The following is a 15,236-nucleotide window of genomic DNA, read 5'->3' on the forward strand; positions in this document are numbered from 1 at the left end:
CGCCGTTGAACCTGCGCCCGATAGGCCCCGGCGAGAACCAGGTGACGCCGGCCAGGCGGTCGGTGCCGGCGCCGACCGGCCCCGGAGCCCCCACGCACAGGGCCGAGCAGCTGGGTCTCGGCGGGACGCGCCTGCGCGACGAGTGCTGGAACGCGCTCGGCCCGAAGGTCCGCGCGAGGCTGGAGGAGACCGCCGGCCGGACCATCGCCTGGTTCGCCGCCGATGACGCCTCCGACCCCGACCGCAGGCCCCTCGCCGCGGTCTTCGGGGACTCGGCCCTGTGCGTCGCCCGGCCCCGGCTCGACGGCGAGCACCGGCCGGTGTACGCGCTGTCGTCCTACCATCTCGGGCCGGTCCGCCACCTCGACGTCGACCACCGGCCCGCGGCCTCCAGCGGCCCCTCGGGCGGCGCGCCGGGCTTCGGCGGTCCGGGCGCGGGCTCCGCGCCCTCCGGCCTGACGGCCGCGGCCCGCGGCGTGCTGGGCAACCTCCCCGAGAAGGCCCAGGTCCTCCTCCAGACGCCTTTCACGGACGGCTCTCCCGTCTCCTACTGCGACTGGTACTACCAGGGCTTCGAGCACCACCTCGACGTGTTCGTCCTCGTCCTCGCCGGAGCCCGGCACGTGACGGTGGCGGCCGGGAGCAAGATCATCCCGGTCGGGCACACCGATGCCACGGCGCACTGGTCCCTGCGCTGCTACCGGGCCGACGTCGTGCGCCGCGTAGGCGCGTGACCGCCTTCGGCGCGCTCCAGGGCCACGACGCCTACGCCGTTCTCGGGCTCTCTCCCGACGCCACGGACAAAGAGGTCCAGGCGGCGCACCGCAGCCTCGTCTTCGCGCACCATCCGGACCGCAACGGAGACGACCCCGCCGCGCGCGAGCGCACCGTGCTGATCAACGCCGCGCGCGACGTGCTCCTCACCGACCGGGCCTCCTACGACAGGTGGCGGACGGCGGAGGACGACGACGGCACGCGGGACCCCTGGGAGCCGCCGGACTCCGATCCATGGGCCGGCGCGGCCTACGGCGCCCCGGCCGAAGCGCCCGACGACCCGTGGGCGGATGCCTCCCCCACCGGGAGCACCCCGGAGCAGGACCTCTCCGACGACCCTTATGACGACCCGTACGAAGACCCCTGGGACGATCTCGACGACCCCTGGGACGACGCGGTCCCCTCCGCCTGGTCGCAGGAGCAGCCGCCGCCGCACTACCCTCCTCCGCCGTATCCGCCGCCTCCCTATGCCCAGCCCGCATATCCCCCGCCCGCATATCCCCGGCCCCCGTACCCTCCGCCCGCGTATCCCCCGCCCCCGCATCACGGGGCGCCGTACCGGGTGAAGCACCGGCTGAGCACCCCGCGCAAGATCGTGCTGGGCGTGCTGGCCCTGTTCTTCTTCTGCCCCTGCTTCCTCAGCCCCCTCGTGGACCTGGTCTCCCGCGCAGAGCCCGTCCCGGAGGTCCCCGCCGCCCTGCGCGGCACCTGGACCGGCACCATCAAGCCCGCCGACAAGGGCGAGGACCCGTGGAAGGTGAGGCTCGTGCTCACCGCCGAAGGCGGCACGACCTCCTACCCCGGCCACAAGTGCAAGGGCACGCTGACGGTCGGCGACAACGGCGAACTCGCGGCCTCGCTGTGGGAGGACTCGACCGGCGGGGACTGCGGCGACTCCCGGATCCGCGTCCTGCTCGACGACTCGCGCCGCCTCGGCATCAAGTACTGCCCGGACGCCGCTTGCGACCGGCCCACCTGGACCGGGGTGCTCAAGCGCGGGTCGTGAGACGCCGAACGCCCCCGGCCGGTGTGGCCGGGGGCGTTCGGTCGAGGAACCGAGCGCTTACTTGCGCTTGGCGATCTCCTCGGTGAGCTGCGGCACGACCTGGAACAGGTCGCCGACCACGCCGTAGTCGACGAGCTCGAAGATCGGGGCCTCAGGGTCCTTGTTGATCGCGATGATCGTCTTGGACGTCTGCATGCCCGCTCGGTGCTGGATCGCGCCGGAGATGCCGGCGGCGATGTAGAGCTGCGGCGAGACCGTCTTGCCGGTCTGGCCGACCTGGAACTGGTGCGGGTACCAGCCGGCGTCGGTCGCGGCGCGCGAGGCGCCGACGGCCGCGCCGAGGCTGTCGGCCAGACCCTCGATGACCTTGAAGTTCTCGGCGTTGCCGACACCACGGCCACCGGAGACGACGATCGACGCCTCGGTCAGGTCGGGGCGCTCGCCCTTCTCCTGCACGACCCGGTCGGTGATCTTCGCGGCCTTGGCGGCGTCCGACAGGGCCACCGAGACCTGCTCGACGGCCGGGCTGCCGGGCGCGGCCGCCAGGGCGATCGCGTTCGGGCGGACCGCGATGATCGGGGTGCCCTTGGTGACCTTGGCGTGCGCGATGACCCCGCCACCGAAGATGGAGTGCTCGGCGACCAGGTCGCCGGTCACGCCCACGACGTCGGTGAGGACGCCGGAGTCGAGGCGGATCGCCAGGCGGCCCGCGATCTCCTTGCCCTCGGCCGTGGCCGGGACGAGGACGGCGCCGGCGCCGGCCGCGAGCTGCTGGAGCACCTCGACCTTGGGCGCCACGACGTAGTCGTCGAGTTCGGCGTCGGCGGCCACGTAGACCTTGGCCGGGCCGTACTCGGCGATCTTGTCGGCCGCGCCCTCGTAGCCCGGACCGATCCAGACCGCGGAAGCCTCGCCCAGGGAGCGAGCGAGGGTCAGGAGCTCGAAGGTGACCTTCTTGACCTCGCCACCCGCGTGGTCGACGAGGACCAGAATCTCTGCCATGTCCCTACTCCCCTTACACGAACTTCTTGCTGGCGAGGAAGTCGGCGATCTTCACGCCGCCGTCACCCTCGTCGCCGACGATCTCGCCCTTGGCGCGCGCGGGCGCGTCGGCGTGGTCGACCACGGCGGAGTAGGCGTTCGCGACGCCGACCTGGCCCGCGTCGATGCCCGCGTCCGCGATGGACAGGGACTCGACCGGCTTCTTCTTGGCCGCCATGATGCCCTTGAAGGACGGGTAGCGCGGCTCGTTGATCTTCTCCACGACGGAGATGACCGCGGGCAGCGACGCCTCGACCTTGTCGAAGCCGGTGTCGGTCTGCCGCTGGACGGTGACCGCGGTGCCGGCGATCTCGACCTTGTTGGCCAGGGTGAGCTGCGGCCAGCCGAGGCGCTCGGACAGCATCGCGCCCAGGACGCCGGTGCGGGCGTCGGTGGACTCCGAGCCCAGGATCACCAGGTCGGCGTCGGCGCGGCTGATGAGCTGCTGCAGCGCGTAGGAGGTCTGCAGCGCGTCGGACCCGACGAGCGCGTCGTCGACCAGGTGGATCGCCTTGTCGGCGCCCATGGCGAGGGCCTTGCGGATCGACTCGGTGGCCTTGTCCGGACCCATGGTCAGGACCGTCACCTCGCCGCCGTGCGCCTCCTTGATGAGCAGCGCCTCCTCGATGGCGTACTCGCAGAGTTCGTTGATGACGCCGTCCGCTGCAGCGCGGTCGAGGGTGTTGTCATCGGACTTCAACTTACGCGGGCTCTCCGTGTCGGGAACCTGCTTCACGCATACGACGATGTTCATGGCCGCTGGCCGACCTCCCTGCAACTTCATCTCTGGGGCTGACTGAATCCTTTGTTGGCTACAGCCTGCCAAACGCCCGAACGTGCTTCGGATCCGGGGGTCAGTCAGACCGTACCCCGATGTTACTCACCGGTAGCACGCACCCGACACCTTGGGGGCCCCGTGCAGGGGATCTCGGGCGCACACGTGGCGAGGATCACACTAACGTGTGCGCGGGACCGCCCGCGGATCTTGCCGGTCCGCGGGACGCGCCGGGCGCTAGGCGATGTCCCCGACCCAGCCCTTGACGGTGTGCCAGGTGTCCTCCAGCCAGGTCGCGAACGACGCGAAGGCACCGGGATCGGGCGGGTTGTCGTAGACCATGAGGGCGAGCACGGCGACCGCCGCACCCACGCACAGCACCGCGATCAGCGCGGGCTCGCGGCGCGGCAGGACCCCGGCCCAGATCCGGGCGAGCTGACGCCGCGTGCCGGTGCCGCCCATCCCCCAGAACTGCAGGAGCACGGCGAGGACCACCCCGACCGTCACCGCGGTGTTGCCCGGCTGCCCGGCCACCACGAGCGCGGTGGCGAGCAGCATGCCGAGCAGCAGGTTCGCCAGCGTGATCACGGCGGTGCCGATCAGCGTGCTCGGCAGGTGCAGCGGGGTGCGCAGGAGCGTGCCGGCGAGATCGGAGTCCCGCTCGCCGCGCCTGACCTGGCGCGACTCGGTGCCCTTGGCGGCCTTGTCGCCCGCCCGCAGCAGGGTCGCCGCGACGAACGCGACCACGAGGGCCGTCGACGGGACCGCCCACGCCAGCGCCAGGACGCCGACGAGCAGCAGGAAGCCGAGCAGCCGGTAGAGGCCGAAGGGCTTCGGCTCGTCGGGCCGTCCGGCCCGCTCCCCGCCCCGGTCGGGCCGGGTCTCGTACCCCTGGTCGCCGCCGCCCCGCTGGGGCTGCCCCTGGGGCTGGTAGGGCTGCTGGGGCTGCTGGGGCTGGTACGGCTGCGCGGGCGGCGGGTACGGGTTCTGGCGGCCCTGCGCGGACGGAGGGCCGTACAAGGACGACGGCGGAGGCGGCGGCGCGTACGGCCGGTCGTCGCTCGTCGCGTACGGGTCGTAGGCCTCGTACGGGTTGACCCCGGTGAACCTCCGGGTCTCGCCCAGCGGCTCGGGGGGCGGCGCGACCGGGGGAAGCTGCCCGACGAAGTCGCTCGGCTGCGCCATCCTCGCGTCGGTCGGCGGCCGGCGCGGGATCTCCCGCATCTCCGGCGGCGGCGAGACGGGCAGCGGCGGCACCGGCGGCCGATGGCTGCGGTGCGCCGAGCGGTCGTCCATGAGCGTCTGGTCGAACATCGTCATCTCGAGGTCGATCCGCTCCGCCAGGCTCGCGATGTGCTTGGCGGTGGGGCGCTCGGCCGGGTGCTGCGCCATCGCGCTGCGCAGCAGCGGCAGCAGCGGCGCGGGCACCCCGTCGAGATCGGGCGTGCCCTGGATGATCTTCGCGAAGATCTGCTCGAAGGTCCCGTTGCCGAACGGCGGGCGCCCGGTGGCCGCGTAGATGACCGTGCCGGCCCAGGCGTGGACGTCGGCGGGCGCCCGGAAGTCCTCGCCGCTCAGCAGCTCGGGCGCGAGGTAGCCGGGCGTGCCGATGACCATGCCGGCCGAGGTCAGCCGGGTGGCGTCGACCGGCTGGGCGATGCCGAAGTCGATGAGGATCGGATCGCCGTTCTCGGCGAACATGACGTTGCCGGGCTTGAGGTCGCGGTGCACGATCCCCGAGGCGTGGATCGCCGCGAGCGCCTCCGCCAGGCCCCATGCCAGCCGCTTGAGCGCGAGCCCCGACAGCGGCCCGGAGTCGTCGATCGTCTGTTCGAGGGTCTTGCCGGAGACGTACTGGGTGACGATGTAGGGCGGCTCGTGGGTCACGTCCGCGTCGATGATCTGGGCGACGAACGGGCTGCGCACGCGCCGCATCGTGTCGACCTCGCGGGCCAGCCGGCGCAGCGCGGTCTCGTCGGAGGCGCCGCGCAGCAGCTTGACGGCCACGGCCCGCCCGGCCGGGTCGGTTCCCCGGCGCACGACTCCCATACCGCCCTCGCCGAGCACCTCGGCGAGCCGGTACGGGCCGATGCTGTCCCCGGACGTGGCGCTACTCCGATCGCTTCGGCCTTGCTGGCTCATCGCGGCCAACCCTACCCCCGGAACATCACGGCCGGGGCGGACGGACGAGGCCCCGGCACCCGTCTCCAGATGAGACGAAGGGCCGGGGCCTTTGGTTGCGTCCGCGACGATTCCGGTCTGCGGAGCGGGTCGTCAGCCGCGCGCGGCGATGCGGGCGCGGCGGGCCTCGCGGCGCTCCTCGAACTTGGTGGCGGCGGCGTCGAGGCCGGCCATGAACTCGGCGAGCTCCTCGCGGGCCTTCTCGCCCTCGCCGTCGAGGCCCTCGATGCCGAAGACGTTCCACTTGCGCAGGACGGGCATGATGACCTCGTCGTGGTGCAGGCGGAGGTCGTAGATGCCGGCGTTGGCGATCGCGACGGACTTGCGCAGGAAGCCGTCGATCGTGTAGCCGGGCATCTGGAAGCCCTTGACGACGTCGACGACGGCCCGCATGGCCTCGTTCGGCGCCACCTCGAAGCCCGCCGAGATGACGTTGCGGTAGAAGATCATGTGCAGGTTCTCGTCGGCCGCGACGCGCTGCATCATCTGCTCACAGAGCTCGTCGCCGGAGGCCCTGCCGGTGTTGCGGTGCGAGACGCGGGTGGCGAGCTCCTGGAAGGAGACGTAGGCGATGCCGTGCAGCACCTTGTCGCCGTGGTCGGGCTCGTAGCCGATCTCCATGTGCTGCATCCGGGCGCGCTCCAGCAACACCGGGTCGATCGCCCGGGTCACCGTGAGGAAGTCGCGGATGACGATGCCGTGCCGGTTCTCCTCGGCGGTCCAGCGGTTGACCCACTGGCCCCAGGCGCCCTCGCGGCCCATGATGCGGCCGATCGTCGCGTGGTAGCCGGGGAGGTTGTCCTCGGTCAGCAGGTTGACCAGGAGGGCCTCGCGGGCCGCGTCGCTGACCTTGGAGTCCTCGGGCACCCAGTCCTCGCCGCCGAGGAACGCGAAGTCGCGGCCTTTGCCCCACGGCACGTACTCGTGCGGGAACCATTCCTTGGCCATCGACAGGTGCCGGTTCAGCTCCCCTTCCACGACCGGTTCGAGCTCGTTCAGCACCTTGATGTCAATAGCTTCCGGCATACCTGGACCTTTCCGGATCTCTGTTGATCGGCCAGGGCTGGGACCCCGGGCCCGGACGCCCTCGCGCCGGGCGCCCCGACGACAGCGTCGGATGACGACGGTTCACCATGCTAGGGCGGCGGGCCCCGCACCGATATGAGCGACGGCTACAACTCCTCCGGGCAGGCTTTGGGGGTAGCTCACAAGTCTTGGTGCCCCTGGGCCAAGTCTTGGTGCCCCTCGGCCTTGAGAAGCCGCCTCCACAGCGCGCCGGATCCGGCCCGGCGCAGCGCGGCGGGCGCCAGCGCGAGAACGGGGAGCAGCGCGCGGTACTGCGCGCCGGGTACGCACCTGTCCTTGCCCCGCGCGACGGCGGCCAGTCCCTCGGCGGCCACCTTCTCCCGCGCGAGCCACACGAGGCCGGTCGGCGCGTCGTCCTCGGTCCGGGTGAAGCCGGGGCACAGCGCCGTCACGTGGACGCCCGCGGCCTTGGCCTCCACGTGCAGGCTCTCGGTGAACGACGCGACGAACGCCTTGGACGCCCCGTACACGGCGCTGCCGGGCGACGGCGCGTAGGCGGCCACGGAGGCGACGTTCAGGATGCCGCCGCTCCCCCGCGCGGCCATCCCGCCGAGCGCGGCATGGGTCAGCTCCATGAGGGCGGTCACGTTGAGCGCGACCTGTCTTCTGGCGTCGTCGGCGGGCAGGTCGGCGAACGCCCCGAACGCGCCGAAGCCCGCGTTGTTCACGAGCAGGTCCACCTCGGACGCCCGCGCGCACACGCGCGCCAGGTCGTCGGGCCGGGTCAGGTCGGCGGGCAGGACCTCAGCCCCGCCCAGCTCGGCGGCCAGCCGCTCCAGCACCTCGCCCCGCCGCGCGACCAGCACCAGGCCCACCCCGCGCCCGGCGAGCCGCCGCGCGAAGCTCTCCCCGATCCCGCTCGACGCCCCCGTCACCATCGCCGTCCGCCACATGGAGCCGCACCCTAAGCCCCGGTGGGCTCCCCGCACAGACCCCGGCCCCTTCTTGCCGGCCGGTCTCGTTTCCGCGGCCGGTCCGCTCCGAACCGGTTCTGTCCCCCGGCTGGTTCTGTTCCCGCAGGTCCCGTCCCCGGCGGGTTCTGTCGGATGCCGCTGGTAGCTTCGCGGGCATGCTGGTGGCGCACGGGGTGTGGCATGGCGGGGCGCTGTGCCTGTGGGCCGAGCACGACGGGAGGCGCGCCGCCGATTCCGGCGTGCACCCGTTCGCGACGCGGGAGTTCGCGGGGACCGCCCTGGAGGGGCAGGTGCGGGGCGCCGCGCGCGTCATGCTGGAGATGCTGCTGCCGAGCGCTGGGGGCGCACCGCTGGCGTCGGGCGAGCTGGGGGTCGCCGCGGCGGCGGAGTCGCCGGAGCTCGCGGTGTGGAAGGTGCCCGCGCTGGTGCTCGATCCGTTCGCGGCGATGGGCGTGCTGAACGCACCGTTCTGGCACGCGGAAGCCGACGAGGGTGCGGACGGCCCCGTCGAGCGCGGGCTCGTGGCCGGGAGCGATCTGCGGTTCCTCGCCGTCGTCGCCGAGGACGCGCTGGAGCTGGCGCGGCGCGGCAGGGTGCTGCCCGCGCTGCGCGAGGAGGACCGCGAGCTCGTGGCGCACTGGCGCGCGGTCGCCGATCCGGGCCGCCTCGCGCGGCTCGCCGCGGCGATGCCCGCCGCCTGCCGTGCCGCGGTGCCGGGCGGCCCGGCCGCCCGGGTGCTCGGCGAGGCGCTGGACGGCCTGGTCGACACCGCGGTGCGGGCGAGCGCCCCGCACCCGCTGCTGCCTGCCCGCACCGGCAAGGCGCCCGAGCGGATCCCGCTCGCCGAACGCTGGACCGAGGCGCTGACGGGGCCGTCCGGGCTCGTCGTGCGCGAGCCCGGCGACGATCCTGCCGAGCTGCGCGCCGAACTCGACTCCTGGCTGCGCGCCGCGCGGCCCGCCGAAGGGCTGCTGCGGCTGACGTTCCGGCTCGTCGAGCCGGCGGCCGAGCCTCTGGAGCCGGAGAAGCCCGCCGAGACCCTCTTCGCCGAGGAGGTCCCGGTGGTCGACGCGCGGCCGTGGCGGGTGGAGTTCCTCGTGCAGGGCACCGAGGATCCGAGCCTTCTCGTGCCCGCCGCGCGGATCTGGGAGGGCGACGCGTTCCTCGAAGGCGCCGAGGAGACGTTGATGGCGGGGCTCGGCCGCGCCCTGCGCGTCTTCCCCGATCTGTCCGGCGCGCTGGACTCGCCCGTCCCGGCCGAGCTGCCGCTGGACGTCGCCGGCGCGTTCCGGTTCCTCAAGGGCGCGGCGCCGCTGCTGGCCGCCGCCGGGTTCGGCGTCCTGCTGCCGACGTGGGCGGGCCGGGAGCGGCTCGGGCTGAAGCTGCGCACCGCCGACCCCGCCGAGGAGAACCCGGACGGCGCGTCGGCGAAGTCCGGGTTCGGGCTGGGCGACCTCGTGGAGTTCCGGTGGGAGCTGGCCGTCGGGGAGGAGACCCTCGCCGAGGACGACCTCGCCGAGCTGGCCCGGCTGAAGACCCCGCTGGTCAGGCTGCGCGGCCGCTGGGTGGAGCTCGACCCCGAGCAGTTGGACACCGCGCTGGACTTCCTGCGGCACGGCGGCTCGGGCGCGATGACCGCGGGCCAGGTCGTGCGCGCGGTCATCCACGCGGGCGAGCAGTCGCTGCCGCTGGTGGCGGTCGAGGCCGAAGGCGCGCTCGGCGACCTGCTGTCCGGTGAGGCCGACCGCCGCATCGCGCCGGTCCCGACGCCCGAGGGCATCGTCGCGACGCTCCGCCCCTACCAGGAGCGGGGCCTCGCGTGGCTGGCGTTCATGGAGGACCTCGGCCTGGGCGCGCTGCTGGCCGACGACATGGGCCTCGGCAAGACGCTGACGGTGCTGTCCCATCTGGTGCGGTCGGTCGAGGCCGGAAAGCGGGAGCCGACCCTCGCGGTGGTGCCGATGTCGCTGGTCGGCAACTGGAAGCGCGAGGCCGCGCGGTTCGCGCCGAAGCTGCGGGTCCACGTGCACCACGGCGCGGCCCGGCACAAGGACGCCGCGAAGCTCGCCGCCGCGGCGGGGGCCGCCGATCTCGTCCTCACCACCTACGGCACGGCCATGCGCGACGCCGACGCCCTGTCCGCCGTCCCCTGGGCGCGGATCGTGTGCGACGAGGCGCAGGCGCTGAAGAACAGCTCCACACGGCAGGCCAAGGCGCTGCGGGCCATCCCCGCGCCGAGCAGGATCGCGCTGACCGGCACCCCGGTGGAGAACCATCTCGGCGAGCTGTGGTCGGTGATGGAGTTCGCCAATCCGGGGCTGCTCGGCCCCAAGCAGGCGTTCCGCGAGCGGTTCGCGGCCCCGATCGAGGCCGAGGGCGACGAGGCCGCCGCGGCGGCGCTCCAGCGGGCGACGCGGCCGTTCATCCTGCGCCGCCTCAAGACCGACAGGTCGATCATCTCCGATCTGCCGGAGAAGCAGGAGATGAAGGTCTACTGCACCCTGACGGTCGAACAGGCGTCCCTCTACCAGGCGACGGTCGAGGACATGCTGGAGCGGATCGCCGAAGCCGACCCGCGCAAGCGGCGCGGGCTCGTGCTGGCCACGATGGCGCGGCTGAAGCAGGTCTGCGACCATCCGGCGCTGCTGCTGAAGGACGGCTCCCGCCTCGAGGGCAGGTCCGGCAAGCTGGACCGGCTGGAGGAGCTGTGCGGGCAGATCCTCGAAGCGGGTGAGAAGGTCCTGGTGTTCACGCAGTACGCCGAGTTCGGCACGATGCTCCAGCCGTACCTGGAGGCGCGCCTCGACCGCCCGGTGCTGTGGCTGCACGGCGGCACCACGCGCGACCAGCGCGACGCGATGGTCCAGCGGTTCCAGGGCGGGTCCGGGCCTTCGGTGTTCCTGCTGTCGCTCAAGGCGGCGGGCACGGGGCTGACGCTGACGGCGGCCAACCACGTCGTGCACTTCGACCGGTGGTGGAACCCCGCGGTCGAGGACCAGGCGACGGACCGGGCGTTCCGCATCGGCCAGACCCGCGACGTCCAGGTCCGCAAGTTCGTGTGCGCCGGGACGATGGAGGAGCGCGTCGACGAGATGATCGAACGCAAGAAGGCGCTGGCCGAGGCCGTCGTCGGCACGGGCGAGGACTGGCTGGGCGAGCTGTCGGTCGCCGAGCTGCGCGAGGTGCTCGCGCTCTCGCCGGACGCGGTGGGCGGCTGATGGCGGCCCCGATCCGCGTCCGCAAGGTGACCCCGCGCGAGACGGCCTCCCCGGCGGACTCCCACTGGTCGCGCCTGTTCCTCACCGCGCTGGCGGGCTTCCTCGGCACCGCCGCGCTCGCCCGCGGGGTGGCCGCCCGCGACCGCGTGCTGCGGCTCGACGTGCGCGCGTACGAGGTGACGGGCCTGGTGCAGGGATCGCGCGAGGAGCCCTACCAGGTGACCCTCGGGCTGCCGGAGATCGAGGGCTGGGAGGAGATCGAGGGCGAGCTGGCGCGGCGCTCGGTCGTCCGGGCGCGGATCCTCGGCGGGGAGCTGCCGCGCGAGGTCGAGCGGGTCTTCGCCGACTGCGGCGTGCCGCTGTTCCCCGAGTCGGCCGAGGATCTGCACGTCATGTGCGACTGCCCGGACTGGGGCGGCGCCTGCGACCACGCGCTCGCCGCGCTGGCGATGCTGGCCGAGGCGTTCGACGACGATCCGTTCCTCATCCCGGCCTGGAACGGCAGGACCCCCGAGGAGCTGCGCACGGCGCTGCGCCGCCGTCCGGCGGCGGCCGCGGCGCGCGAGCCGGAGGGCCCGCCGCTGTCCGCCGAGGGCTTCTGGACGCCGCCCGCGGGCCTCGCCGCGCTGCGCGAGCGCCAGAGCGCGCCGCCCGCTCCTTCGGACCTCCTGCTGACCCTCCTCGACCCGCCCGAGGTGCGGGTGCGGCGGCGCAAGCTCACCGAGGTCCTTGCGCCGGTGTACCGCGCGCTGGGCGACTGAGGTTCCCGCGCACCCGAGTGGCGCCGACAAACCCCTACAAGATCCACCGAGAACCTACAACTCGGGAATTATCAACAAAGCGACCAGATCCGGACGTGGTCGACTTTTCGCACGCGGATACACCTGTGCGTTCAAGAATCTCCGGACGTTTTCAAGATCAATACGAAGATCTGTCCTCGGCGTCATATACCGGTTCCTGCGGGAATGCACGGTGCCGATCTTCGCGTGCGCTAGGCCGAGGCCCATTCGAATGACGAGTCAGACGCCACGGGCCGTCCGAAATGTCCTAGGCATACCACCATCAACCGACCATTTCCATAACGCCGAAGGCTACCAACTCGTTGTAGTGGACCCCTGACTGTCCGCATCGACCCGCTGGTCGTAGGATGGCGGCGTCACCTAACGGATGGCCTTCCGCGTACATCTGAACATCATGAGGGTGGCCTACATCAAACAAGAGCAGATACCCACTCCGCACGGGGGCCCTCATGAACACCCAGCACTCCCTCGGGCCGGCGATGCTGTCGCAGACCGCCCGGCGCAACCGGCTGGACCTGTCCAGGCGGCGGACCCAATGGCCCACGGTCACCGCCGTGATCCCTACTCTCAATGAGGCCGACAATCTCCGATGGCTGCTGCCGCGACTGACCGCGGTGGACGAGGTCGTCATCGTCGACGGGGAATCGACGGACGGCACCGTGGAGATCACCCGGCTGCTGCGGCCCGACGCGGTCATCATCGTGGAGCCCCCGACGGGGAAGGGCACCGCGATGCGCACCGGGATGGCCGCCGCCACGAGCGAGGTCATCATCATGCTCGACGCGGACGGGTCCATGGACCCGGCCGAGTTCGACAGCTTCCTGTCCCTGCTCTGCCGGGGCTTCGAGTTCGTGAAGGGCTCCCGCTACAACTGCGGCGGCGGCTCCGACGACCTCACCTGGCTGCGCGACAAGGGCAACCTCTGGCTCACCCGCACCGCCAACATCCTGTACGGCCAGAAGTGGACCGACCTGTGCTACGGGTACGTCGCGATGCGCCGCAACGTGGTCGAGAAGCTCCAACTCCAGTCGACGGGCTTCGAGATCGAGACCGAGATCTGCGTCAACGCGGTCCGGGCCGGGCTCAAGGTGGCCGAAGTGGCCAGTCATGAGTCCCACCGGCGATTCGGCGAGTCGAACCTCAACACCTTCCGGGATGGTTGGCGGGTGCTGAAGACGATGTTCAAGCTCCGGTTCGCCGGCAAACTCGACAATTCCCACCTGAATCCGACTTTCGAGCCGGTCTCCGTCGGCAGTCTGGCGGCGGCGAGGGCCAAATGAGGACGCACGTCGTCCGACCCTCCGAGCTGGGCGAGCCGGAGGTGCGCCGATGGCGCGAACTGCGCGGAACGGACCCGGCGCTGGGCAACCCGTTCCTCGCCCCGGAATTCGTCCTGGGCGTCGCGCGGTTCCGGGACGACGTGCGGGTGGCGGTCGTCGAAGACGGCGCGGGGGTCGCCGCCTTCTTCCCGTTCGAACGCCACCGGGGCGGCGTCGGCCACCCGGTGGGGTTCGGCCTGACCGACCTCCAGGGCATCGTCGCCGACCCCGCCCTCGACCTTCCCGCGGGCGAACTGCTGCGCGCCTGCGGGCTCGGGGTGTGGGACTTCGACCACCTCATCGCCGGACAGCGCATGTTCGCCCCCTACCACCAGGTGGTGCGGGTCGAGCCCATCATCGACCTGGCCGCCGGCTTCCCCGCGTGGGAGGCCGAGGCCCGGGCGATGGCCCCCAAGACGCACAAGACGATCCGCTACAAGGAGCGCAAGCTCGGCCGGGAGGTGGGCGAGCTGTCCTACGACTTCGCCTCCGCCGAGCCGGACGACCTGCGCCTGCTCATGCGCTGGAAGTCCGCCCAGTACCAGCGGACCGGGCGCACCGACAGGTTCACCCGGCCCTGGATCGTCTCCCTCATGCGGCACTTCCACGAGACGGGCTTCGGCGTGCTGAGCGTGCTGCGCGCCGGGGATCGTCCCGTCTCGATGCACTTCGGCCTGCGGGACGGGGCGTCGATGGCGGGCTGGTTCCCCGCCTACGACACCGGGTTCGCGCGCTACTCGCCCGGGATGATCGGCCATCTGCGGCTGGCGGAGGGCGCGTCCGGATCCGGCCTCGACGAGATCTGGATGGGCCGGGGCGGCAAGGAGTTCAAGGAGTGGCTGAAGAGCCGCGAGATCCCCATCGCCGAAGGCCGGGTGGCCCGTCCGTCGGCGGGAGCGGCCCTGCACTGGGTTCGGCACGTGCCGCTGAACCGGCTGCGCGACAGGGCGCTGGACAATCCGAAGTTCTACCGGCAGGCCGACCGGGTACTGAAGGGCTACGCCAAACTGCGGGGACGGTCGGCATGACTGACACCGGCCGGGAACCCGGCCAGAGCGCAGGCCGCGGGCCTTGCGGGATCCGCGTCTCGGTGGTGATCTGCGCCTTCACCGACAGGCGCTGGGAGGACGTGCTGGCGGCCGTGGAATCGGTCCGCAGGCAGCGGCACCCGGCCCACGAGATCATCCTGTCCGTCGACCACAACACCGATCTGTACCGGCGGCTCAGCGAGACGCTGCCGGACGTGCGCGTGGTCGAGAACGCCGAGGCGCGCGGCCTCTCCGGCGGGAAGAACACCGGGGTGTCGCTGGCCGAAGGCGACGTGGTGGCCTTCCTCGACGACGACGCCGTGGCCGCGCCCGGGTGGCTGGAGGCCTTCGCCGCCGCCTACGCGGCCGACCCGAAGGTCCTCGGCGTGGGCGGGCGCACGCTCTCGCTGTGGCCGGGCTCGCCCGCCTCCACGGAACTGCGCACGCACCTGGAGAAGGGAAGGCTTCTGCGGATCCAGACCGGAGACCCCCATCTTCACCCCGACTCCGCAGAAGCCTTCACCGTCGAAACGGGCCGAAGGCCGCGATGGTTCCCGGATGAGTTCGAATGGACCGTGGGCGGAACGTACCGGGGCATGCTGCCCGGCCCCGTCCGCAACGTCCTCGGCGGCAACGCCTCGTTCCGCAAGGAGGCGTTCGAGGTCGCGGGCGGGTTCTCCAGCGACATCGGCCGCACCCACGCCATCGACCGGCCGCTCGGCTGCGAGGAGACGGAGTTCTGCATCCGCCTCGGCCAGCGCAGGCCGGACGCCGTCCAGCTCTTCGAGCCCGCGGCCGTCATCTGGCACCGGGTCCCTGCGGAACGCACCCGCTTCGCCTACTACCGCTCGCGCTGCTACGCCGAAGGCCTGTCCAAGGCGCTCGTGGCCTCGATGGTCGGCAGCCAGGACGGCCTGTCGAACGAGCGGGCGCACGCCTTCAAGACGCTTCCCCTGGGAGCCCTGCGCGGGGTCGGCGACGCGGCGCGCGGCGACGTCGCCGGGCTCGGCAGGGCCGCGGCCATCACCGCGGGCCTCGGGTTCACCGCCACCGGGTACCTGGTGGGCCGGCGCGCCGTCCGCAAGGGGGGCTGA

General features: G+C 72.4%; 12 protein-coding genes. 7 read left to right on the plus strand and 5 right to left on the minus strand.

Features of this window, described 5'->3' with window-relative positions; all coding sequences use genetic code 11:
* Positions 1-5 precede the first annotated feature (5 nt).
* Both ACYVOM_RS01905 and ACYVOM_RS01910 read left to right on the plus strand, forming a co-directional pair.
* Complete coding sequence (locus tag ACYVOM_RS01905) at positions 6-734, plus strand: hypothetical protein (RefSeq protein WP_460301427.1); 729 nt, start codon at positions 6-8, stop codon at positions 732-734.
* Positions 731-1,780: a J domain-containing protein gene (locus ACYVOM_RS01910; protein ID WP_460301428.1), complete on the plus strand. Its 1,050-nt coding sequence runs from the start codon at positions 731-733 to the stop codon at positions 1,778-1,780. The genes ACYVOM_RS01905 and ACYVOM_RS01910 overlap by 4 nt, the downstream gene beginning before the upstream one ends.
* Positions 1,781-1,837: 57 nt before the next feature.
* Here the strand turns inward: ACYVOM_RS01910 and ACYVOM_RS01915 are convergent, their stop codons facing one another.
* From ACYVOM_RS01915 to ACYVOM_RS01935, 5 genes are all read right to left on the minus strand, one after another.
* Positions 1,838-2,782, minus strand: coding sequence for an electron transfer flavoprotein subunit alpha/FixB family protein (locus ACYVOM_RS01915; RefSeq protein WP_460301429.1), 945 nt, complete (start codon positions 2,780-2,782; stop codon positions 1,838-1,840).
* Positions 2,783-2,795: 13 nt separating this feature from the next.
* Complete coding sequence (locus ACYVOM_RS01920) at positions 2,796-3,575, minus strand: electron transfer flavoprotein subunit beta/FixA family protein (protein ID WP_460301430.1); 780 nt, start codon at positions 3,573-3,575, stop codon at positions 2,796-2,798.
* A gap of 258 nt (positions 3,576-3,833) precedes the next feature.
* Positions 3,834-5,738, minus strand: coding sequence for a serine/threonine-protein kinase (locus ACYVOM_RS01925; protein WP_460301431.1), 1,905 nt, complete (start codon positions 5,736-5,738; stop codon positions 3,834-3,836).
* A gap of 132 nt (positions 5,739-5,870) precedes the next feature.
* Positions 5,871-6,803, minus strand: a complete 933-nt coding sequence (locus tag ACYVOM_RS01930; RefSeq protein WP_460301432.1) for an acyl-ACP desaturase — start codon at positions 6,801-6,803, stop codon at positions 5,871-5,873.
* Between the two features lie 179 nt (positions 6,804-6,982).
* Entirely contained in the window at positions 6,983-7,756 is a 774-nt protein-coding gene (locus tag ACYVOM_RS01935) for an SDR family NAD(P)-dependent oxidoreductase (protein WP_460301433.1), read from the minus strand.
* A 176-nt stretch (positions 7,757-7,932) separates the two neighbouring features.
* On the opposite strand from ACYVOM_RS01935, the gene ACYVOM_RS01940 reads away from it, so the two are divergent.
* The 5 genes from ACYVOM_RS01940 to ACYVOM_RS01960 all read left to right on the plus strand — a co-directional run bounded on the left by ACYVOM_RS01940 (position 7,933) and on the right by ACYVOM_RS01960 (position 15,236).
* Positions 7,933-10,995 (plus strand): SNF2-related protein, encoded by a 3,063-nt coding sequence (locus ACYVOM_RS01940; RefSeq protein ID WP_460301434.1) that lies wholly within the window; start codon positions 7,933-7,935, stop codon positions 10,993-10,995.
* On the plus strand, positions 10,995-11,756 hold the full coding sequence (locus ACYVOM_RS01945) for an SWIM zinc finger family protein (protein ID WP_460301435.1): 762 nt from the start codon (positions 10,995-10,997) through the stop codon (positions 11,754-11,756). Before ACYVOM_RS01940 ends, ACYVOM_RS01945 begins: the two co-directional genes overlap by 1 nt.
* A gap of 488 nt (positions 11,757-12,244) precedes the next feature.
* Positions 12,245-13,075 carry a glycosyltransferase family 2 protein gene (locus ACYVOM_RS01950; protein ID WP_460301436.1) on the plus strand — a complete coding sequence of 277 codons (831 nt, stop codon included), beginning with the start codon at positions 12,245-12,247 and terminating at the stop codon, positions 13,073-13,075.
* The gene (locus ACYVOM_RS01955) at positions 13,072-14,142 is read left to right on the plus strand and encodes a GNAT family N-acetyltransferase (protein ID WP_460301437.1); all 1,071 of its coding nucleotides are present in this window, start codon (positions 13,072-13,074) and stop codon (positions 14,140-14,142) included. Before ACYVOM_RS01950 ends, ACYVOM_RS01955 begins: the two co-directional genes overlap by 4 nt.
* Positions 14,139-15,236, plus strand: a complete 1,098-nt coding sequence (locus tag ACYVOM_RS01960) for a glycosyltransferase family 2 protein (RefSeq protein ID WP_460301438.1) — start codon at positions 14,139-14,141, stop codon at positions 15,234-15,236. The genes ACYVOM_RS01955 and ACYVOM_RS01960 overlap by 4 nt, the downstream gene beginning before the upstream one ends.

This window comes from Actinocorallia aurea, assembly GCF_054783995.1.

Bases quoted from the DNA above. Each gene is read 5' to 3' on its own strand.
- ACYVOM_RS01915 (WP_460301429.1), bottom strand. From the start codon at position 2,782: ATGGCAGAGATTCTGGTCCTCGTCGACCACGCGGGTGGCGAGGTCAAG.
- ACYVOM_RS01920 (WP_460301430.1), bottom strand. From the start codon at position 3,575: ATGAACATCGTCGTATGCGTGAAGCAGGTTCCCGACACGGAGAGCCCG.
- ACYVOM_RS01925 (WP_460301431.1), bottom strand. From the start codon at position 5,738: ATGAGCCAGCAAGGCCGAAGCGATCGGAGTAGCGCCACGTCCGGGGAC.
- ACYVOM_RS01930 (WP_460301432.1), bottom strand. From the start codon at position 6,803: ATGCCGGAAGCTATTGACATCAAGGTGCTGAACGAGCTCGAACCGGTC.
- ACYVOM_RS01935 (WP_460301433.1), bottom strand. From the start codon at position 7,756: ATGTGGCGGACGGCGATGGTGACGGGGGCGTCGAGCGGGATCGGGGAG.
- ACYVOM_RS01940 (WP_460301434.1), top strand. From the start codon at position 7,933: ATGCTGGTGGCGCACGGGGTGTGGCATGGCGGGGCGCTGTGCCTGTGG.
- ACYVOM_RS01945 (WP_460301435.1), top strand. From the start codon at position 10,995: ATGGCGGCCCCGATCCGCGTCCGCAAGGTGACCCCGCGCGAGACGGCC.
- ACYVOM_RS01950 (WP_460301436.1), top strand. From the start codon at position 12,245: ATGAACACCCAGCACTCCCTCGGGCCGGCGATGCTGTCGCAGACCGCC.
- ACYVOM_RS01955 (WP_460301437.1), top strand. From the start codon at position 13,072: ATGAGGACGCACGTCGTCCGACCCTCCGAGCTGGGCGAGCCGGAGGTG.
- ACYVOM_RS01960 (WP_460301438.1), top strand. From the start codon at position 14,139: ATGACTGACACCGGCCGGGAACCCGGCCAGAGCGCAGGCCGCGGGCCT.